Annotated in this window: 14 protein-coding genes and 2 pseudogenes; 10 read left to right on the top strand and 6 right to left on the bottom strand. The window is 59.0% G+C overall.

Translation table 11 applies throughout. The annotated features are described in order from the left end of the window. Positions 1 to 74: 74 nt before the first annotated feature. Positions 75 to 206: pseudogene (locus FOY53_RS24170) on the bottom strand (DUF6538 domain-containing protein); the annotation flags it as partial. Between the two features lie 302 nt (positions 207 to 508). On the opposite strand from FOY53_RS24170, the gene FOY53_RS21500 reads away from it, so the two are divergent. The 5 genes from FOY53_RS21500 (at position 509) to FOY53_RS21480 (ending at position 7,847) form a co-directional block, all read left to right on the top strand. Next, positions 509 to 775, top strand: coding sequence for a hypothetical protein (locus FOY53_RS21500; RefSeq protein WP_146592369.1), 267 nt, complete (start codon positions 509 to 511; stop codon positions 773 to 775). A 116-nt stretch (positions 776 to 891) separates the two neighbouring features. Beyond that, a complete protein-coding gene (locus FOY53_RS21495) occupies positions 892 to 3,636 on the top strand; it encodes a class I SAM-dependent DNA methyltransferase (RefSeq protein WP_146592368.1) in 2,745 nt (914 codons plus the stop codon). Beyond that, positions 3,636 to 4,604 (top strand): phospholipase D family protein, encoded by a 969-nt coding sequence (locus FOY53_RS21490; protein WP_146592367.1) that lies wholly within the window; start codon positions 3,636 to 3,638, stop codon positions 4,602 to 4,604. The genes FOY53_RS21495 and FOY53_RS21490 overlap by 1 nt, the downstream gene beginning before the upstream one ends. Next, complete coding sequence (locus tag FOY53_RS21485; RefSeq protein WP_146592366.1) at positions 4,601 to 6,661, top strand: DEAD/DEAH box helicase; 2,061 nt, start codon at positions 4,601 to 4,603, stop codon at positions 6,659 to 6,661. Before FOY53_RS21490 ends, FOY53_RS21485 begins: the two co-directional genes overlap by 4 nt. Next, positions 6,654 to 7,847, top strand: a complete 1,194-nt coding sequence (locus tag FOY53_RS21480) for a GIY-YIG nuclease family protein (protein WP_146592365.1) — start codon at positions 6,654 to 6,656, stop codon at positions 7,845 to 7,847. Before FOY53_RS21485 ends, FOY53_RS21480 begins: the two co-directional genes overlap by 8 nt. Before the next feature lie 828 nt (positions 7,848 to 8,675). Here FOY53_RS21480 and FOY53_RS21475 read toward each other — a convergent pair. Then, positions 8,676 to 8,966, bottom strand: coding sequence for a hypothetical protein (locus FOY53_RS21475; protein ID WP_186766710.1), 291 nt, complete (start codon positions 8,964 to 8,966; stop codon positions 8,676 to 8,678). A 262-nt stretch (positions 8,967 to 9,228) separates the two neighbouring features. On the opposite strand from FOY53_RS21475, the gene FOY53_RS21470 reads away from it, so the two are divergent. Then, complete coding sequence (locus tag FOY53_RS21470; RefSeq protein ID WP_146592363.1) at positions 9,229 to 11,223, top strand: hypothetical protein; 1,995 nt, start codon at positions 9,229 to 9,231, stop codon at positions 11,221 to 11,223. 1,056 nt (positions 11,224 to 12,279) lie between these two features. Beyond that, positions 12,280 to 13,530 (top strand): cation:proton antiporter, encoded by a 1,251-nt coding sequence (locus tag FOY53_RS21465; protein ID WP_342784341.1) that lies wholly within the window; start codon positions 12,280 to 12,282, stop codon positions 13,528 to 13,530. Between the two features lie 125 nt (positions 13,531 to 13,655). On the opposite strand, the gene FOY53_RS21460 is transcribed toward FOY53_RS21465, so the two are convergent. Further along, positions 13,656 to 13,877, bottom strand: coding sequence for a hypothetical protein (locus FOY53_RS21460; RefSeq protein ID WP_146592361.1), 222 nt, complete (start codon positions 13,875 to 13,877; stop codon positions 13,656 to 13,658). A 387-nt stretch (positions 13,878 to 14,264) separates the two neighbouring features. On the opposite strand from FOY53_RS21460, the pseudogene FOY53_RS21455 reads away from it, so the two are divergent. The 3 genes and pseudogenes from FOY53_RS21455 to FOY53_RS21445 all read left to right on the top strand — a co-directional run. Then, positions 14,265 to 14,492, top strand: a pseudogene (locus FOY53_RS21455) (integrase core domain-containing protein); the annotation flags it as partial. Positions 14,493 to 14,618: 126 nt separating this feature from the next. Continuing rightward, on the top strand, positions 14,619 to 16,646 hold the full coding sequence (locus tag FOY53_RS21450) for an ATP-dependent nuclease (RefSeq protein WP_146592360.1): 2,028 nt from the start codon (positions 14,619 to 14,621) through the stop codon (positions 16,644 to 16,646). After that, positions 16,643 to 18,961, top strand: coding sequence for an nSTAND3 domain-containing NTPase (locus tag FOY53_RS21445; RefSeq protein WP_222435311.1), 2,319 nt, complete (start codon positions 16,643 to 16,645; stop codon positions 18,959 to 18,961). Before FOY53_RS21450 ends, FOY53_RS21445 begins: the two co-directional genes overlap by 4 nt. Positions 18,962 to 19,206: 245 nt before the next feature. On the opposite strand, the gene FOY53_RS21435 is transcribed toward FOY53_RS21445, so the two are convergent. From FOY53_RS21435 to FOY53_RS21425, 3 genes are all read right to left on the bottom strand, one after another. After that, a complete protein-coding gene (locus tag FOY53_RS21435; RefSeq protein WP_146592358.1) occupies positions 19,207 to 19,614 on the bottom strand; it encodes an XRE family transcriptional regulator in 408 nt (135 codons plus the stop codon). 165 nt (positions 19,615 to 19,779) lie between these two features. Then, a complete protein-coding gene (locus FOY53_RS21430; RefSeq protein ID WP_146592357.1) occupies positions 19,780 to 20,559 on the bottom strand; it encodes a recombinase family protein in 780 nt (259 codons plus the stop codon). Between the two features lie 241 nt (positions 20,560 to 20,800). After that, entirely contained in the window at positions 20,801 to 21,802 is a 1,002-nt protein-coding gene (locus FOY53_RS21425) for a DUF927 domain-containing protein (RefSeq protein WP_146592356.1), read from the bottom strand. Positions 21,803 to 21,892 lie beyond the last annotated feature (90 nt).

Genomic DNA, 21,892 nt, shown 5'->3' with positions numbered 1-21,892 from the left:
TATGCCAACCGGTCAAAAGAAGACCAAAACCTGAACAGAGCCAACTCATAAACGAGGACTCTCAGGGCAGCAGGTCAGGTCCGCCAAACGAGTGCCTGCTTGCGAAGCGCCTCAACGTGTCGACGTTTCGCCTTGTCCTCATCTTTGGTCTTCAGCGACCAACTGATCTCCGACTTTCCATACACGTTGCGCAGGTCGGCAGGGGTCTTCTGGCGGAACTAATAGACGCCGGTCTTCGGGTTTTTGTGGGGTCGGGACATCTGCAGAACCATGGTGGTGTAGAGCCTCGGTGTAGAACCGAGCATCATCCAAGCCACTGATACACTGCATCTTTTTGATATTGAAGGGAAAAAGATGGTGCTGTGAGAGAGGATTGAACTCTACAAGAAGCATTAAATATCAATCACTTATCTAAACATTTGTAACGTTGTTACGGGCGTTCCTTTGTAACCAAATGTGATCCTTGGCGGGTATTTGTGATACGTTCCTGTCGGCGGTGATGAGGCGCATGCACAAGTCCGAAGTGAGTGTCGGCCACAAGGGCTTCCTCGATCCGGTGTCGAAACGGCCCGCCGTGCCGAACGGTCTGCGCTCGACCTTTGACGACTGGGTGGCGGAACGGACCGAGCACCCCCGCGAGATGGCCGAAATTGCCTTGGCACACGAGATGGGCAGTGCCGTAGAACGCGCTTACAGGCGGTCCGACATGGTGGAAAAGCACCGACAGATGAAGGACGATTGGGCTATTTTTGTTTGTTCCCCACAGCAAGTGTGAGACACGGATTACGATATTGAGATGGCTTGATGCCGTTTCGCCCGCATGTCCGACGTGGTATCTCCAACGGGGATCATGCACAGTCCCCGAAAACAAGGGCAGGGGGAATCGCAGACATGAACGCCGTCGAGATCGAGGAAGCCGTATCGCAGCTGTCCGACGCGCCCTTCGATCCCCAGGAGTTCCCCTTCGCCTTTCTGGCCGCCTTCGGCAACAAGGAGGCGACCGTCAAACGCCTGCGCAGCGGCAACACCAACAAGTCCGATGTCGGCGGCGTGCTCCAGCGCAACAACATCCACATGGCGGTGGCCGAGCCCGGCCAGACGGTCGAGATGCTGGCCCGCCTGCGTGCCAGCCCCCTGACCGAGCGCCAGAAGGCCAAGTTCATCTTTGCAACCGACGGTGCCCATTTCGAGGCCGAGGAGATCGGCTCGGGCGAGGTCATTTCGGGCCCACTGACCGAGCTCGGCAACCACTTCGGGTTCTTTCTTCCGCTGGCGGGCATCTCGACCGTGGCCGAGGTCAAGAACAACCCGATCGACATCAAGGCGACCGGGCGGCTCAACCGGCTCTACGTCCAGATCCTGAAGGACAACCCGGACTGGCAGGCGGCCGACAAACGTGGCGACCTGAATCGTTTCATGGCCCGGCTGATCTTCTGCTTCTTCGCCGAAGACACCGGCATCTTCAATGGCGACGATCTCTTCACGGCCACCGTCCGGCAGATGACCGAGGCCGACGGCTTCAACACCCGCGACGTCCTGCTGGAGCTGTTCCGCGCCATGAACCTCGACCCGCGCAAGGGTGCGCACGCCGGGGTGAAATCATGGGCCGACGTCTTTCCCTACGTGAACGGCGGGCTCTTCAAGGACAACATCGGCTGCCCGACCTTCACCCGCACCTCGCGCGCCTACCTGCTGCGGGCGGGGGAGCTCGACTGGAAGACCATCAACCCCGACATCTTCGGCTCCATGATCCAGGCCGTCGCGGACGATGACGAGCGTGGCGAGCTGGGGATGCACTACACCTCGGTCCCGAACATCCAGAAGGTGCTGGACCCGCTCTTCCTCGACGACCTGCGCGAACAGCTCGAGGCGGCCGGGACGAACAAGCGCAAGCTTTTCAACCTGCGTCAACGCCTGTCTCGCATCCGGGTGTTCGACCCGGCCTGCGGATCGGGGAATTTCCTCGTCATCGCCTACATCCGGATGCGCGAGATCGAGGATGAGATCATACGCCGCCGGGGCGAGGCGCTGGAGCGCTCCGCCATCTCCCTCACCCAGTTCTACGGGATCGAGATCAAGAGCTTTGCGGCAGAGATCGCCCGCCTGTCGCTGCTGATCGCCGAGTTCCAGTGCGATGTGCGCTTCATCGGCCAGGCCGAGGCTCGGGCGCTGGTTCTGCCGCTCCATGCCACGGGGAAAATCGAGATGGGCAACGCCTTGCGCACCTCTTGGGAGGAGGTGTGCCCGCCTGTGACCGCTTCTGCCGAGGAGCTGGATCTGGGCGGGCCGACGGGCCGAATGGATTTGGACGGGAGTGGGGAGACATGGGAGACATATATTTGCGGGAATCCGCCATACAGAGGCACGAAATGGCAAAGCAAGGAACAAAAAGAAGAGCTGAAGGCGATCTTGGACGGGCGGGTTAAAAGCTGGAAGACACTCGACTACGTGGTCGGCTGGTTCATGAAGGCCGCTGATTTTGCTCAAAACACTGACTGCACCGCCGCCTTTGTGTCGACCAATTCCGTTTGTCAGGGCCAACAGGTGCCTGCTCTATGGCCAGCGATTTTTGCTGCGGGGCTTCACATCAACTTTGCGCATACTTCGTTCAAATGGGCTAATCTGGCCAGCCACAATGCAGGTGTGACTGTGGCGATCATTGCGATTTCAAACATGCCGAACCAGTCGCGCAAGCTCTATAGTCTGAACGCCGAAAACGAGACTGTAATGAAAGAGGTCGCGAACATAAACGCCTATTTGGTTGCGGGTCGCGATGTGGATTTGCAAAAAACAACGATGCCAATTTGTAAAACATCAACAATGGTTTACGGCAATGTTGAAAAAGCTGGTGGTCATTTGTCTTTGACTGAAGATGAGATGCTGGCATTGAATCTATCCCCTGACCAGCGCGAAAAATTTGTTAGACGATTTTATGGCTCTGAGGAATTTATCAATGCCAAGTCGCGGTTTTGCTTGTGGATCGAAGATGAGCATCTGAAGGAGGCAATGGCAATTCCCTCTATTGCGGCGCGGATTGAAGGTGTCCGCCAAATGCGCACGTCGAGTATAGCTGCGGCAACACGTGCGAAAGCTTCAGTTTCGCATAAGTTCTGGATAATTCTCGGGAAACCAAAACGACATACCATCGTTGTGCCGGGGGTAAGCTCTGAAAACCGGCCCTATTTACCAGTCGGCCTGTTAGATCATAAAGCAATCCTTTCGAACCGCAACTTCGCCCTCTACGACGCTCCACTCTGGAATATGGCGTTGATAGCTTCGCGCCTGCACTGGGTCTGGATCGGCACGGTTTGCGTGCGCATGCGCACCGACTTTAGCTATTCTAACACCCTCGGCTGGAACACCTTCCCCGTCCCGAAGCTCACCGAAACCGACAAGGCCAACCTCACCCGCTGCGCCGAGGACATCCTGCTCGCCCGCGAGGCGCATTTCCCCGCCACCATCGCCGACCTCTACGATCCCGAGAAAATGCCCGCCGACCTCCGCGCCGCCCATGACCGCAACGACGAAACCCTCGAGCGCATCTACATCGGCCGCCGTTTCCGCAACGACACCGAACGCCTGGAAAGGCTCTTCGACATGTATACCAAGATGACCGCGAAGAAGGAGAAAGCCTGATGCCAAGATTTTTTGACGGCCCTGCACTGAGAACTGCTTTGCAGGAGGCTTATTCGGATGAGCCGACCGCTCGTCTTGCCGTCGCCTACTGGGGTGATGGAGCCGCCGAGACACTTGGCCTCAAAGGCGATCAGACTTGTGTGGTCTGCAACCTCCTCGGTGGCGGAACCAACCCTGCCGAGGTTAGGCATATGATCGAGAAGGGCGTTCAGGTCCGACATCGCGACGGCCTGCATGCGAAACTCGGCATCGTCGGCAGTGTATCTTTCCTCGGTTCTTCGAACATGTCTGCAAACGGTCTCGGAGGAGAAAGCGCGATGAACGATTGGGCGGAGGCCAACATCCTGTATTCGTCCCACCGTAAGGAAATCGTGTCAATGTTCGACGCTTTCTGGAAGGACGGCTTGGCGGTGACGGCGGACGATATCGAACTGGCACAACGCCGTTGGAACCTGCGATGCGAGGCTGGACAGCAGGCGAACCGGATCACCCTTCATCCCGAACCGCTTGCCGATGCGTTGCAGACGCGACCGGAAGATTTCGAGCATACATATTTTGCAGTTTACGACGAACTGACTGAGCCCGAGGAAATAGAGACCGTGAACCTTGGGGATGCGGAGGCGAAGAGGCGACATGGTCCAGCTTGCCAAGTATATTGGGATTGGCAAAAGGGAGAATTGCCTGCCGAGGGATACATCGTCGATTTTCGAACTCCCCGATCAAGCGGACAACGCGCTCTGGAGCTTTTTGTCCGTCAAACGTCTTGTGAGGATTTTTCTATAGGGAACAATAAATTCCATCCCGCCCTTGCCACCACCGAGTTCGCGGGCGCAGGCATCGGGTCCCGGCAGGATCGGCAGCGATTGCGCAATGCAATGAGTGCCTATCTGAAAGTGAACCCACTGGACGATGAAAGAGCAAGGTGCGGCAAAATTAGCGAACTTGCCAGATATCTGGATCAGCCATGACAGAACACGTAAAAAACGCCCCATCCGTCTCCGTCCAATACGCCGCAACCGGAGCCTCTAAGAAGTCGAACGAGCTCGGCATGCGCGCCATGCAAGAGCGCGCCTACCGGATGCGAGGCGAGCAGTATCTGCTGATCAAATCGCCGCCTGCGTCGGGCAAGTCACGGGCGTTGATGTTCATTGCCCTCGACAAGCTCGAGAACCAGGGGCTGCGGCAGGCAATCATCGTCGTGCCGGAGCGCTCTATCGGGGCCTCATTCAAGGACACGCCGCTTTCAAAATACGGGTTCTGGTCCGACTGGATCGTCGCGCCGCAGTGGAACCTCTGCAACGCCCCCGGCGCCGATGATCCGAAGGTCGCCAAGGGCAAGGTGGCATCGGTCAGGGCTTTCCTGGCGTCAGATGATCGCGTGTTGGTCTGCACCCACGCCACCTTCCGCTTCGCAGTCGACGACATGGGCGTCGCGGCCTTCGACGATCGGCTTATCGCGGTCGACGAGTTCCACCATGTCAGCGCCAACCCCGAGAACCGCCTGGGTGCCCACCTGCGGGACTTCATGGTGCGCGACAAGGCGCACATCGTCGCCATGACGGGCAGCTACTTCCGGGGCGACGCTGAGGCTGTCTTGATGCCCGAGGACGAGGCGCGGTTCGAAACTGTCACCTACACCTACTACGAGCAGCTCAACGGCTACGACCATCTGAAGTCGCTCGACATCGGGTATTACTTCTACTCCGGTCGTTACCTTGATGCGATCGCCGAAGTGCTGGATGCCGGACGGAAAACCATCGTCCACATCCCGAACGTGAATGCCCGCGAGAGCCTGGGGGACAAGATCCGCGAGGCGGAGGACATCATGCAGGCCCTCGGCACATGGAAGGGTGCCGACCCCAATACCGGATTCCAGCTCGTAGAACGCCCGGACGGCACGGTCCTGAAGATCGCGGACCTCGTGGATGACGACGGCGCCCGTCGAGACCGAGTGATTGGATCGCTGAAAGACTCTGCCCACGCTGACGACCGCGACCATGTCGACATTATCATCGCTCTCGGGATGGCCAAGGAGGGCTTCGACTGGATCTGGTGCGAGCATGCGCTGACCGTCGGCTATCGATCCTCGCTGACCGAGATCGTCCAGATCATCGGCCGCGCCACACGCGACGCACCCGGCAAGACCAGCGCCCGGTTCACGAACCTGATCGCGGAGCCCGATGCATCGGAAGAGACCGTGAACGAGGCCGTGAACGACACCTTGAAGGCCATCGCCGCCAGTCTACTGATGGAGCAGGTTCTGGCGCCGAAGTTCACCTTCACGCCCAAGTCGGCAGGCAGCAAGAACGGGTTCGACTACGGCGACGACGGCTATCAGAACGGCAAGACCAACGTTGGCTTCAACGAGGCAACCGGGCAATTCCATATGGAAATCGGCGGGCTGGTGCCGCCGAAAAGTGCCGAAGCCAAGCGCATCTGCGAACAGGACATCAACGAGGTGCTTGCCGCCTTCGTGCAAGACCGTCAGACCGTCGAGCGCGGTGTCTTCGACGACGAGATACCGGCCGAGGAGTTCACGCAGATCAGGATGGGTCGGATCGTTGCCGACCGGTATCCGGAGTTGTCCGAGGACGACCGCGAGGCCGTGCGGCAGCATGCGGTCGCGGCGATCGCGATGACGCAGCAGGGCAAGGCCAAGGCGCCCGCTCATGATCCTTCAGATGAACCCAAGGCAAACACCGCCTTCATCACAGGTGTCCGCCAGTATGTGACGGATGTGAAGGACCTGGAAATCGACTTGATAGACCGGATCAACCCGTTCCAGACGGCCCGCGCTATCCTGGCTAAGTCGATGGACGAGGCGGTCTTGCGGGATATCGCGGCGATCATTGCCAGGAAGCGCATCAACCTCACCCACGACGAAGCCCGCATGTTGGCAGAGCGCGCGGTCCGTTTCCGGCAAGAGCGGGGCCGCCTGCCGTCTCTGACTTCGACCGACGCTTGGGAACGCCAGATGGCGGAGGGCATCGCGTTCCTTCAAAGAAAGGCGGCTGCAAATGCCTGAACGGTCTGATCTCGATATCCTGTCCGACCTCGGCCTCGAACCGATCGAGAAGAAGAAGGCCGCGACCAGCCCGCGCGAGGCACGCATCATCGCCGGCTTCGAAGACATTCAGAAGTTCACCGAGGAGCACGGAAGGGCACCGCAGCACGGCGCCGATCGCGACATCTTCGAACGCCTCTATGCCGTCCGGCTCGACAAGCTGCGCGAGTTGGCAGATTGCAGGGAGCTGCTGGCTGCGGTCGATACGCAAAATCTTCTCGCTGCGTCGAAACCGGGCTCGCAAGACGAAACGCAACCGCAAGATCTGGATGACGATGCTTTACTCGCATCGTTAGGTATATCTGGGGCGGAGCAATCCAGCCTCACAGAACTCAGGCATGTCCGGACTCAGGCTGAACGCCGCGCCGCGCCTGACGATGTTGCCAGCCGCCAGCCATGTTCGGACTTTGATCAGTTCGCGCCGCTCTTCGAGGCTGCAAGAGCGGACATCGCCGATGGCGCACGGCAGACTCTGAAATTTGAGCGGAAGTCCGAGATCGAACCGGGCCGGTTCTTCATCGTGGATGGATTGATGGCTTACGTCGCCCATGCGGGCGATCCGTTCACGAATGAATCCGGGAACCGGGACAGTCGGCTGAGGGTCATTTTCGACAACGGAACCGAGAGTAACCTGCTCGCCCGGTCATTGCAAAAAGCGCTCAGTCAAGACCCAGCAGGCCGTCGCATCACCGACCCTGACGCGGGACCTCTGTTCAACAACGCCGTCGAGGGTGGCGGCAGTGACACCGGCACGATCTATGTCCTGCGCAGCCAGTCCGAGCACCCACTCGTCGCCGAAAACCGCGCCGTCATTCACAAGATAGGTGTCACAGGTGGGCAGGTCGAAAGACGGTTCACGAATGCGCAGAAGGAACCGACATTTCTCATGGCCGACGTCGACGTGGTCGCAAACTTCACGCTGATCGATATCAACCGGGTAGCACTCGAGAACCTGCTCCACCGGTTCTTCGCGCCGGGTCGGCTCGACATCACGATCCAGGATCGGTTCGGCACGCCGGTGCATCCCAGGGAGTGGTTCATCGTGCCGCTCGACGTTATCCATGAAGCGGTAGAGCTGCTTCAGAATAAGACTCTGCACCTCCATGAATACCGTGCCGATCAGGGAAAGATCATCCGACGCGCGTGAAATCATTGCCTAGCGAGAGAACCGGCGACGGGTAAGTCCGCTGTAGCTGGCTCGTCTGAGCCCTGGGCAATATCGCTGTCGTTCTTCAAAACCTACGGAGCTTCCAGGCCCACGACCTCACGATCCTTCGGCCTCGAGATGAAAGCCTCCATGCGATCACGGCTGGGCGTAAGTTCTACGGTGCGGATGGGTGCGCTACTTACCGTAGACATGGGCGATCCCGATCTTCGGAACCGCGCGGCTTTGCAACCTGTTCTGCGAAGCCCCATACGGGCGGTTCACGGGCTGCGTGAGCAGCTTGCAGAAAAACCTGGCTTGCACGACATCATGGCGGGCGGCCATATTATCAGAAAAATGATGTCCAGAACGGCAAATTAAGCGGGGCATTTCGCGATTACATCAGTCGCTGAAAGCCTGTAAAACGTAACATCTCTGATCGAAGGGAAAGGTTGCACATCGCGACCATTGATTTCATTGGGTTTTCGAGTCCTTCAGCTATTGGATTCACCTCTCACGACACCGGAAAAGCGCCGTTTTGGCAAACATACGTCAAGGTTTCCTTGTCAGAACCTTGACGCAACCTTTCCCTACATCCTGCCGATGTAAAGGCCGCGTCAAGGTTGCGGCAAGGCTGCGGGTGGCTTGGCAAGGAAGCTCTTGCTGTTGGAAAGGCCTCTGCAGCCCACGGACCGTTATGAGATGGTCGAGCACGCGGATCTCAGCCGTGCTAAGGCTGCGCCGCTGAAACGGGATCTCGGGTGCCGTGGTTTGATGCTGCGGCGCGGTCGGTATTTCCGCAACACTCGCAGCGGGAGTCTGCGTGCTGGGTCAGACATTGCCTTGCATACCACCAGAGCCGCTGGAAGGGGCGTCAGAGCGCTGACTGATGTCGACGGTCTCAGACCCAGCCGGAAGGGCAGAAGACTCACCAGCGACTCTTGTTTGGGCCTCCTGCGGCCCGATGAACACTTGGCCCTCGGTTTCACCACCCGACGCCGAAAGAACGGTGTCAATCGCATCCACATAGGCGTCGAGATCGGCCACGAATTCTAGCTCGTTGAGGGCGGCCTTGAATGGCGTGCGCAGGAACCGGGCCGTCCACAGCTTGAACTCCCCCAAGCTGCTCACTGACGCAGTTGTGGTGCCCAGCCTCGTTCAGGTTGGCCGCCCGTTCCTGCCATGTCAACTTATTCAAGTCAGGGCGACGTTCGATCATCGCGGCGATCCGTCTAACCCGTTCTGACGGAGATAAAGGTCGGTATTTCTGGTCAAGTTCAGGTGGGTGGGCAGGTCGGCTGCCAAGATTCCCCATTGCGGATTGCAGCCAATCCAGTATCGGACGCTTGCGCAGCTGGATTCGCGCTTTCCGGAACTTTGCAGAATGCCCGTCGACCTCTCCAACACCCGCCGCCAACTGGACCTTTATCACGACAGGTTTCTGCCGACCGGCATCGGCTTGTTCGAGGACGGGGCGCCGGACGCCGCGGCTGATGAATACGGCTTCATGATGCGAGTTAACCGACTGGTTTTCCTGAGAACGATCCAGGTCGGCAGTCACAAACCCCGTGAAATCGTCACAGCGATATCGTCTAGCGGACGCCTTGGCCTGCACGCCGAGCTGATCGTCTTCGGCGCATGGTTGCTCCGTAACGGAATGCCCGGCGCAAAGAAACGTCCAGGCAGGGCACCGGATCTGCGCAGGCTGTTCAAGGCTGCATGTGCCGCCTTCGCCGCGCTGTCATCATCGAACGGATCGCCGAAGACCACGCGCATCGCGACCAAGGACATCGTGAAGTTCTGGAGAATCTGTTTCGATGAAACGACGGCGCCAGCCGACCATTCGTCAGCCCTGCGGTCCCTCCGAAAAATTCTGCCGGAATACCTCGTGCATCTCCAGGCCGGAGGGCTGGAGTTCAACGGGCTGAGAGTTGACGCCTCGCCGCGGTTGGCAAGACTTGCGAAGGCGCTGAAGACGCCAATTCCCACCGGCACGCCCAAGATAGCCACGGTCTCCGCGCCGGGCGTTGCGCTCCCTGCTGGAGTGACCACACCGGCTGTAAGTTCTGTTGCCCCCGTTGTGTCCCCGACCGCGTTCGAAATTCGGCTGTGCTACTCCTCGCCGGATGCTGAGGCAGAATACCGCTACACCGCAATCCCGGCACGGACAGTGCCCCACTTGAGCTATTCGATCCTGCCTGTGCCTGCCACGTCCGCTGAGCATAAACTTCGCACTGACAGGGTCGGCAAGGTGATGTTCAAGCCGGAGCATGATTTCAGCAAGACCATCAGGATCGAGGCAGTGATCGACAGGATAGCCCTGGTGCTCAGCACGAAGTCGCTGACGTCTGCCACAGTCATATGGAATGCCCTGACCAAACAAGTCGGCAATGGTGCCTACGTCGCTGACAGAACTATGAAGGCCGGCACGGACGACTGGCGTGCATGCCTGCCGCAGCTCGATCTTACGAAGGCGACGGGGCAACACTTCGCGGTCATGGTGCAAGAGCCGACACCGGCAAACCTCAGGGCGGCACTGAACACCATCGAGAACACTGCCGGGATCGCCGGTGCGGTGCAACTCTGCCTGCTGGAACTTGCGGTCGATTTCTATCCGAGAGACCATGCGGACCCAGTTGAAGCACTGGTGACACGTGAGAAGATCGTGGGACTCGTGCAGCGGCACCTCTGGGGAGCCGGAGAGGCGTTTCTTGCACATGAGCCAACCGTGCCCCGACGTGTTGATCCGAGGCAGGTATATTCCGACGGTGACAAAAAATCATTGCGCTATCTCTTAACGGACGCTGGCGACAAGCTGCACTCCGACACCCAGCTGCAAGAACCAAGCGTCCGGCGGCGTTTGCTGAGCACTAAGCGGCGAAACGACCTCTACTTGAATTCCACGATCTATCGGGGAGAGGAAAGCGGGCCGCGCCGGACCAACGTCCAGCACAAGATCGCAGACTATCGAAATACGGCCAAGGGCACGCGGAAGATCCTTGCCAACGAAGAGCGCCGGGCTCGGGTTGAGCTCACGCTGACATCGCTCGAGGCGCTGGAGCAGGCCGGACTGAATACGGTCGATGATCTGGCGCGAAGTAGCTTCAGAAGCATGAGCCGGAACCTGCTGAGCTTTCGCCTGCCGACCTGTGAGGCGGAAGGTGCGGCCATTGTGGACGCGATCGCACAGATGAAGACCTGCGGCGTGCATGGTGTCGAGATGAGCCTGCGTGCAGGCGCCCAGGCACAAAGAGAACAGATGCGGCGGAAGCCCCGCAAGACTGACCGGGACGGATGGGCGCTGATGGACTGGCCAGAAATGAGCAGCTTGGTCGGCGCCGCGCTGGATCGTCTGCAGAAGAGCTGGCGACGCTTCTGACCCTACTGAAGTAGCAGCGGGCAGAAGGAAGGGAGCACGTCGGCGAAATCGGCTCCTTCCTACGCGTCGTCGTGGTGGCCGGGGTCTGGTGCAAGCGGGGAATCTGTGTCTGGATGGACCAAGGGAAGCGTAAGGGATGGTAAGGGGAAGGGTAGCATAGATCTAAGGGTGCGTTCCTCAGTCATTAGCATCGCAATTTTGGACGCCGCAGGCAAAACCGGTGGTTGACCTCGCCGCCCAACGACAGAAGGTCCTTCGACGGCGCCGGATTCGCGGAGATCACCCAAGTCCAAGCATCCTGGTAACAGAAAACGACGTCTTTCTGACCGTCTCTGAGTCAATTAAACCACACAGGCAGTATTGACCCCGGAAGTCTGGTGGCGACTAGATGCATCCCCATAGTGATTGTCGGAGTTTTCTAGGACTTTACTGTGCATGGGTGCTCGATGCAGGTCTACCGGTCCCGACCTGTCCAGCCTTTCCTCCGGGGCAGCATGGCCTCTCCTTAGCCGGATATGCACGTCGGGCTGGTTAGTGGCGTAATGCATCCGGCGTCAGAGGGTCACCCGCATGCATTCTCATTTTGCTCGTTCCGCAAATTATCATCCTGCTCCGTTCAGACCGGTATCCCGGTCGCGAAACGCGCATGGCGCCTTAGTCATTCGCGTCGACAAGGCCGCTGCAGTCGATCTCTCAAGCACCTGTCGAAACAGGGCCTGCTAAGATCTGAACAGCCCTCCAACGACCCGAGAAAGCGGCTGTGGTGGTTGTCAGAATCTGGATTGAGAACGCATGACGCCCTGCTTCTTATGGCGCTATCTTGCGGGAAGGATCTCGTTGCAAATGTATCCCCGCTTCGTCCTTTCCGATCGCTATGCGAGCTTGCACGCAAAGAATGACCCACTGGTCGGGATCGGCGACGTTGTGCCCTGCCGCTCGCCGATTGGTTGGAGGCGGTGCATGTAGAGATTACGTTGCTTTCAAAGTTCCACTATCTTCGCGATACCAATGCCGAATCCGGCGAGAGAGACCCACACATTGTCGCCAGAGTCGTTCTTGACCTTCAATCCCTACCATGTCGCGCTTGCCGTTATCGGCATTATCGTGATCCTGTCGCGCTGGTTGCCACGGTTGGTCTCGAGACGCGAACCGGCGTCGGCACCTCTGATGATCCTCTTTGGTGCCTCGGCGTCTTTGATGGTGCCGGGCCTGCCGGTTGTGCCCGATCCACGGGTGTCGCCGCTGCCGTGGGAGCTGATCAGCGAACTTACCGTCATCGTGGCACTTTTTGGGACCGGAATGCGTATCGACAGCCTGCGCCCGTTGCGTCGATGGGCGCCGACGGTGCGGATGCTCGCCGTTGCCATGCCGATCACGATTTTCGCGATCGCCGGGCTGAGCGTCTGGATCGTGGGTTTGACTTTGGCTGGAGCCATCCTGCTTGGCGCAGTGCTTGCGCCGACTGACCCCGTGCTGGCGGCAGAGGTCCAGGTAGGACCGCCGCAAGAGGGTGCTGAGCATCCCGTGCGCTTTGTCCTGACGACCGAGGCTGGACTGAATGACGGGCTGGCTTTCCCATTTGTCTATTTGGGCCTGATCGTCGCCGCTCAAGGCCTCACCGTGGATGCGTGGGGTCTCGAATGGTTCTTGCGTGATGTCATCTACCGGATCGGTGTCGGGGCGGCGATGGGCTGGGTCGGCGGTCGCATGCTTGGTTACATTTTGTTTGTGGTGCCGCGATCTTCTGCGCTGGCCGAAACCGGTTCGGGGGTGATTGCGCTGGCGGGAGTCCTGCTGTGCTATGGCTCAACCGAATTGATCGAAGGCTATGGATTCATTGCGGTTGTCATCATGGGGCTGACTCTGCGTCGGGTCGAGGAACACCACGTTTTCCACAGACGCCTGCACGACTTCTCAGAGTCGATAGAACACGCCCTGACGGCGGTGCTGCTGATCGGACTGGGTGCGGTTTTGCCGACCCTGCTTGTCGATCTGACATGGAGGCTCGTCCTGATCGCCCTGGTGCTGCTGTTGGTGATCCGCCCATTGTCAGGCTGCATCGCGTTGATGGGAAGCGATCTCGACCTGCGCGACCGTGCAGTTGTATCTGTCTATGGAGTGCGCGGCGTCGGTTCGATCTACTACCTCTGCTATGCGGGCAGTCACATTGAGTTCATCAACGAAAGTCAATTATGGTCGCTGGTGGGCCTCGTCATCCTTTTGTCGACGATCCTGCATGGGTTCAGCGTCGGCTGGGCGATGGATCAAATCACTCCCGAAGAAAGTAAATGCCGGTCACTGCGGTGATGTCCGTGCTCAGGGGTGCGGTCTACGGTGGGCAATTGCTTGCTTTAGGGCCGAAACCGGTCTCCTCGCTTTTCCACCGTGGATTCCGTTCAGACGGTCGACAACCAGACGTCGCACCACGGCAATCATAGTTTTCCCCAGACCGCTCGATTCGCCTTGAACCACATCAGGAGCCTATCAAGCATGTCAGGGCCGACCGTAGTTCCACGACGCCGCGCCATCCACAGAGACGGGTCGAGCCGGGGCAGGCCAAGTTCGTCCATGACCTGGCTCTGGCTCAACTTGCGCGCCCGCATGATCATGTCGATCACACGTATCTCCGTGGCGTTCAGACTACGGCGGGTCAAAGGGAACTCATATGCCGCGTTCCGCTGCGGTGCAGGCAGTTTTGCCGGGACAGTCTCTGCAGGTGTCTGAGTGCCGGTTATGGGATTGGCCTGCAGATCACCAGAGGCGCTGGAAGGGATCTCAGGGCGCTGACTTGCGTCACTGGCCACACTTCCGGCCGAAAGGTCTTCAGACTCACCAGCGACTCTTATTTTGGCCCGCTGCGGCTCAACAGGCACTGGGCCCTCAGGTCCCCCAGTCGAGGCCGACAGAACAACGTCGAATGCATCCTCTTCAGCATCGAGTTCACGCTGGAACGCCAGTTCGTCAAGAGCAGCCTTGAAAGGCTTGCGTAAAGATGACCGCGTCCAAGGCGTAAACTCGCCACGCTTCTCGCTGACGCAGTTGGGTTCAAGGCGTCGATGAGCGGAAAAGGCAACTTCTATGACAACGCAGCGATCGAAGCCTTCTTCAAAACCATCAAGGCAGAGCTGATTTGGCGCATGTCATGGGAAACACTACGACAGGCTGAGAAGGCCATCTTCCAATACATCAATGGCTTCTATAACCCGCGCCGTCGACATTCAGCATTGGGAGGAAAAAGCCCCTTGGCCTTCGAACGCCCACTGGCTTAGTCGAGCACTTGGGGCGGCACAAATACGCGACAAGACCACTTGCAAGGTGTCGGTCTAAACGATTGTAATTGCCATTGCGTTCGAACCGATAGAAATCGAAAAGTAAGAATACTGGGGGAGAGACCAATGCAGCTCGAGCGCGCGCGTTTCAAAAACTTTAGATCGCTTCGAAATATCGACGTCGGCTTTGGCGCGCATACGGCGTTCATTGGCGGCAACGGCGCGGGCAAGTCGTCTATACTAAAAGCACTTGAGAAATTCTACTCCACGTCTAAGAGCTGCGACGCCGACGATTTCTTCGGACGCGATCAGGGACAGCCGATCGAGATCGAACTCACCTTTAATCAGCTGAGCGATCAGGAAGTAGCGTCGTTCGAGGACCGAGTTCGCGACGGCAAGCTGGTCGTCACCCGTATTTTCGACGGTGGTGCCTCAAGCGGTCGCTATCACGGTGTTGTTCCTCAAATCCCCGACTTTGTCGCGATCCGATCGCAATCCGGAGCGATGCAGAAACGCACGGCTTACGATACCCTGCGCGAAAACAATCCGCTCTACGCGGATCTGCCCAACGCCGGCAGCGCTGCCGCGGTTGACCAGGCGCTGCTGGATTGGGAGGCAGCTCATCCCGATCAACTGGTCCTGTTGCTCGATGACGGGCAGTTCTTTGGCTTTCAGAACAATAGCCGCGGCAAGCTCCAGAGGCATACGAGCTTCGTGTTCATCCCTGCGGTGCGCGAGGCATCGGCCGATGCGGCCGACGGCAAGACAAGCGCTATCGGGAAGTTGCTCGAGTTGCTGGTGCGAAGCCAGATCCTGCAGCGACCCGACGTCCAGGCCTTCAAAGCGCAGATGACGCAGGCCTATCAGGCGTTGGTGTCGGCGGAGAACATGCCGGAGCTTGGCACATTGGCGGGGACGCTCACCGCCGACCTGCGCGGGCTGTATCTAGAGGCGGCGGTCGACTTGACCTGGCGAGAAATCGGAGAGATGCCGGTCCCTTTACCGATGGCGGACGTATCTCTTAGGGACGACGGTTTCGGCGGTCCGGTCGATAGGCAGGGTCACGGCCTGCAGCGCGCCTTCATCTTTACGCTGCTCCAACATCTGGCGCGGGCGGCGGTCCCGGAAGCTGAGGATGCAGGTGCCGGTGATGCGGGTGGCGGCGCTACCGACGATCCCGCAGTGGTCGCCCAGGCGCCCACATTGATCCTCGCGATCGAGGAGCCAGAGCTCTACCAGCATCCGACCAAGCAGCGGCATTTCGCCGAGGTGCTGCGCGGGCTAAGCAGCGGCAAGCTTCCAGGCGCCCAAGGGCATACCCAGATCATCTTCGGCTCGCACTCGCCGGTGTTCATTTCTATGGGTAAGGCCGACGAGATCCGGCTCACCCGCCGCTCAGCCTGCGCCGACAGCGCATTCAAGCAGTGCAGCTTGCAGGCCCTCAATCTCGGTATCGTGGCGCAGAAGCTCGAACACGGCTGGGATAAGCCGGTCGGCTCCTACAGCGCACAGACCTTGATACCGCGGCTCCATATCCTTGGAGCAGAACTGGCGGAGGGTTTCTTCGCGAATGGCGTCGTCCTAGTCGAGGGGCGCAGCGACAAAGCAGCGCTCACAGCTACCGCGCGGATGCTCGGCGTCAATTTCGAGGCGGCCGGGATCGCCATCCTTTCGGCCGAGGGTAAGTCCAACCTCGACCGTCCTTATGTCATTTTCCGCGACCTGGGCATTCCGACCTTCCTACTCTGGGATTGCGATCAACATTTGGCAGAAGCCAAGCGCAAGCCCGCAACCGACCTTGCCTTGAGCAAGCTCGCAAGGCCGGACCAAGAGTTCAATGCCGCTCCGGCCGAGGATCTTGTCAGCGATTGCTATGCGCATTTTAGAAATGCGCTGGAACACCGTCTCAAAGAGGATATAACCCCAGAAATCCACGCCGCGTGCCTTGCTGCTGCCTGTGAGCCCTTCGGCATGCTTCCGAGCGATGACACACAAAAAATCCCCGAGGTCGTTTTTCAGACATTGCAGCGCGCCAAGGAGCAGGGTCGCGAGAGCGAGATGCTGAAGAACGTGGTTCGCGCAATATGGCGCCTTTTCCGCGACGAGGACCTACCTGAACTTCCACAGGCCCAAGCGCAGGGTCCAGTCGCTTGAAGGCCGACAACGGCCTTGATGAGATTGTGTCGGCCCGAGAGCGCCGCGCGCATGGTCCTTGGAGCGACCTAGCGCTACACACGATCGGTTGGCGTGCATTTCAGGATCTCTGCTCGCAGGTCTGCGAGGTCGTGCTCGGTCGTCCAATTGAGATATTTCGGGAAGCGCAGGATGGTGGCCAAGATGCGGTATTTCTTATTCCGTCAGAATCTGAAGCGCCCTCAATTGGCACAATTCAGTGCAAGCACACCTCAGAGGCGGGCAAGGCGCTAAAGGCAGGCGACCTATCGGGCGAGATCAAAAATGTCGAGGAACTGGTCAAGGCTGGTCTGGCCGACAACTACGTATTCATGACCAACATGAGCGTCGATGCGCCTGTCGCCGCCGCGATGCGCGCGCGATTGCGAGAGCTCGGCGTGCGTAAGCCGCATATTCTGGGCCGCCAATATATTGTTCGTGTCATCAGGAGCAGCGCCCGCCTGCGCGCGCTCGTGCCACAGGTCTATGGTCTTGGCGATTTGACCTCAATCGTCGACGAGCGGCTCAGTGAACAGAGCCGGGCGCTCCTCGAAAGCTGGATACCGAAGCTGCGGACGTATGTTCCAACCAAGGCTCATCGCGACGCAGTTAAAGCGATTTCGAACCATGGTGTCGTGCTCCTGCTCGGCAATCCGTCGAGTGGCAAATCGGCGATCGGCGCCATCGTTTCCACGATTGCATCGGAGAACCCGGATAGCACTATCCTTGCTCTCACGAGCCCGCGCGATTTCGAGGCGGGATGGAATCCAAACGACCCAAGGCGATTTTTTTGGATTGACGATGCCTTCGGCTCGAACGTGCTGAGCGACGATTATGTCCAGGAATGGGCCTCTGCCTTCTCGAAATTGCGTGCGGCGATCAATCACGGCAATCGCTTCCTGCTAACGTCGCGCAAGCACATTTACGAGGGAGCGCGGCGGCGGCTTGGCCAGCGCAATCTCGCGCAGTTCACGGACGGAAATGCTGTGGTCGACGTGGGCAATTTGACTGTCGAAGAGAAAGCCCAGATTCTCTACAACCACGTCAATTTCGGCGAGCAGAGTCAGAGCTGGCGGTCGAGCGTGAAGCCTCATCTTGCCGCCGTGGCCGCCGTCGAGGATTTTCTTCCCGGTATTGCCGAACGGCTTGGGGATCCGAATTTCACCAAAGGACTGGCACCACGCAAAGCCTCGCTCGTCCGCTTCATGGAAGAGCCAACCGAGCACCTTATCGATACCGTCAACGCCTTGGACGACCGGCTGCAAGCCGCGCTCATTCTAGTCTATGTTCATCAGGCCGGTTTCGATCCCAGCGACTACGATCCCTTGGCTGCGCAGGCGGTTGCGGAACTGACCGGTTATTCCATCACCAAGATCCAGGATTGCTTTGCAGAATTGAAGGGATCGTTTCTCAAGCTTTCCGGACCAAGATGGACGTTCGCACATCCGACGATCTCGGATGCCCTGACAGAAATCATGCGGCAGAAGCCGCATATGATGGCCGCGTTGATCCGTGGCGCGCCGATCAACACCATTCTCGGGAGCTTCACGTGCGAAGGATCGCCGCTCATCCGGGACGCCTTGGTCATCCCGACCGCACTAGATGACGCTTTGGTCGCCCGTCTCGGCCATACATCCGACGAACTCCATCTGAATTGGATGCTGTTCAACTTCCTGTCGTATCGCGCCAGCGAGGTGGTTTTTTCTAAGGTTGTTCAGCAATATCCGGATTTGTTGCAGCGTTCATGCCGGCGGACCGACCCAATCGGGAACGACCCCCAGCTTGCCACCTACGGTCGGGCACATCGCCATGGATTCTTGCGCGAAGAACTGCGGCTAGAAGCAGCAGACAGGCTTGAATCGACGGCGCTTAATGCGCTCGACGCTTCTTTCTTCGAAGAAGAGGATATGTTCGGCCTATTATCGCCATTACGCCTTGTCAGCATGGGTTTGAGATTTCGGACCACGGTCTTACCATCCCTCGAAGATCGGATCGACGAGATTAACGCGGATGCCGATTTAGACGAAGAGCCTAATAGTCATTTCACGAAACTTCTCGATGTCCTAGATCGGGTGGAGGAGATTGGAGTCGACGCCGACGCAGCCACTTTGATCGACGAAGCACGAGACCAGGTAAGGCGCTCGATCGAGGAGATCGAAGAGCGCAAGCGCGAGCGGGATGAGGAGGACGAAAGCGATACGGACTGGACCCACATCGTGACGCAAAAGAAGGAAGAATCCCCCGTGCCACCCGCACCCGCGGCGACGCGATCGATATTCGACGACATCGACAAGTAGAATCAATCGGTCCGAGATGTTGGTTGATGCACAGCCATCTGAGTGACTCTCCGCAATCTACTTCCGGACGTCTAAACCCGCCAACCGACCCTTAAGCGCCTCCCTGAGCCCTTGTATGGCCGCCAGCGTCGGTGCCCGCACCGGACCGGCATGAAGATCACGCAGGAAGCCTATCCAAGCCAGCTCCTCCGCTGACAGCGGCAACTCCGTATCCGGGAGCGCGAAGCCATGGACAACCCGGCGGCTCATTTTCCGAAAAGCCCGCGGAGTGCGGACCGGGCGCGCCGGTTGAGCCGCGGATCGGTGCCATCTGAGGCGTCCCGGAGTTCCTCGATCCAGTCGGCTTCGTTGTCCGTGACCACGGCGGCAAAGATGTCACCGACAGCGGCACGTGTGGTCTCGAAACCGGTCTGCTCGAGGGCCAGGACAAAGAGGAATTTCGGATCGACCTCGAGCGCTTTTGCCATGGCCGGAACGCGATCGAGCGCAAGTTTGGCACTGCCGGACTTGACCATGCTGACCATATTCGGGTTGCGGAAACCCGCTTCCAGGGCAATGTCGCGCTGCGCCTTTTTCGGTGCCAGTTCGAGAACCCGGCGATTGATATACTTCGCGAGCCGGGATTGTTCGTGAGGATGTCCCTTTGTGGGCATGATCTGCGTCTCCTGAGTATGCTGCAGTTTGTTGTCTTGATTACGTTATTGCAGCGGAGATGACGGACTTGACGCAGAAACTTGTGGGACTTTCATGGGAAACGCGAGGCCGCTCATCGGCTACCGGAGGGCCAACCCGGCAGCCGATGTTGGAATGGGAGATGCTCAGCCGACATCGCCTCCCGTAAGGGCATCCTCATCCCGCAAAAGCTCTATCTCCGCCAACACGCGCGACCATTGCTTGCGAAGGGATTCTTTGCTCCATTCCGAACGGTGCGCCTTGCGGGCGCTGACAGTCCGGAAGATTCCCGCCAATCTGAGGCTCTCGGCGCGCGCACCATGCGTCATGTGTTCCATCCCGGGAAGGTTACAGAAATGGTTGGCGACGGCGCGGATGTTGTCGTCGCGGCGAAGCTGATTGTGGACCGTGCCTGTGCGGCGATCTTCAGGACGGAGACCACTGGGACGCTTTTTCCCCCGCAGGCGTGCAAGGCTGTTCTGCATCTTCTGGGCCTGGGACTTATGATCGGTCTCCTCCTGCGCCTTGAGAACTCCGCGCCGGAAGCGCTCTTCAGACAGATAGCCCGTATCGACGGAGTGAAAGCGCACGCCGGTCGCGCGCAGAACATCGACGGAGGCCACCCAACGGCTGAGACGGCTCACCCGGTAGACAATCACAATGCCACCGGTTGTCTTCGCATGCCGTATCGCGGACTGCAGGCCCGGTCGATTTTCCGAGCCGGGACCATAGGCTGAAAGCTCGTCCATTTCGCAGAGGGTGATGTCCATTTTGTGCTTGGCCGCATAGCACCGGATGGAATCGAACTGACCCTCAATGCTGAGGCTCTCATGGGATTGCTGCAGCGTAGAGACACGGGCGTAAGCAACGGCGCCACGGCGTTTTGTCGCGGGGATTTTCGGTGTGGGAGGGGCGTCGTGGATCATGGGGTAACTCCCTGTAGGTGTTGAGGATATTTGGTTAGAGGTGGGGTGGCAAAGTGTTGTGTAGCTGGGCCCCGCGCTGGACCGGCTGCGAACGCGTTGCGATCTGGCGCCGACACCGTTGTCGTCAGTTGTTGACTTGCGCTGACACTGGTCTCGGGACTTGGATCAGTTGGATCGCATGGATCACTTGGATCAGCTGCGGTGGCATGATCCAAGTGATCCAAGTCGGTCGCGCGGTGGTTCAGTCAGGCGTTTCATTGCCCCCTTCGAGGATCCGGGCAGAGACGGCATAGACCCACGGCTGGCCGGTCACCTTCCGAGGCATCCGATACTGGTTGTGCCCTTTGCTGGTCTTGAGCAGCCCGGCACTGTGGTGGAGCCGTGCGGCCTCGACAGCATCGTTGCCATGAATCCGTTTCCAGGTATCCGGCAGAAGGTAGAACCACGCGTCATCCCGCCAGCCATCCATTCCGCCAATGGCAGGTGAGCCGAGTTCAGCCAGACGAGTAACAGCATGGCTCCGTAGGTAGTCGCGTGAGAGGGCGACTGATCCTTCGACCTCCGACCTCAAAGCCCGTCCTTGCTGCGCGAACCAGTCACCGACCAGAGACATTATCGCGGCTGTTGCCGCACCTTCAGGCCAGCCAGTCAGACCGAATTTCGACGCGAGTTCCCCGGCCAGTGCCGCAAGAGCGAACCGTTTCAAGACGCGCTGAACCTGCGCCTCCTCCGGCAGGTCGTGCTGGCGCATGGCAGTGGCCAGAAATTGCTCAACGGCCCGAGTCATTGCGTCTCGCTCTGAGTAATTGCGCATCAGGCCCTCGACGAAGGCAGGCCCGGCCAAGCCGTTGTTCACGGCTGCGGCCCGGCTCAACCGCTCAGAGAATGCCCTCCCGTCGGACGACCCATGCAGCACGTCGAACGCTCCGAACTCCCGGCTGTCGGCAGGGATATCGACAAGCCGGACCTGCTGACCGGCATGCACCGGGCGACCACCCGACGCGATGTGATCCGCGATCGAGATTTCCCCCGAGCTCAACACCGCAACATGCCAGCGCAAGACCGGAGTCAGTTCCCCTTTCTGCCCCATGCGACCCTTGCCCTGACCATTGCCCAGCAGATAGGCAACATCGCCCAGTTTCCGCGGATCAATCTGCGCGAGTTCATCCAGAACCAGCACGGTGCCACTGCTGGCTGCCGCGATGGGTTCGAGCGCGTTGGACGTGACGCGCCAATTGCGCACAATCGTGACATCGTGTCAATCGGCAGGCAATCTTGACCCCCTATCGGCATCCAAAAATGACCCCCTTGGGGCGCTCGGGTAGCTGGCCCG

This window comes from Puniceibacterium confluentis, from assembly GCF_007923445.1.
Taxonomy (GTDB): domain Bacteria; phylum Pseudomonadota; class Alphaproteobacteria; order Rhodobacterales; family Rhodobacteraceae; genus Puniceibacterium; species Puniceibacterium confluentis.
This window is presented reverse-complemented; position numbering and strand designations above follow the sequence as displayed.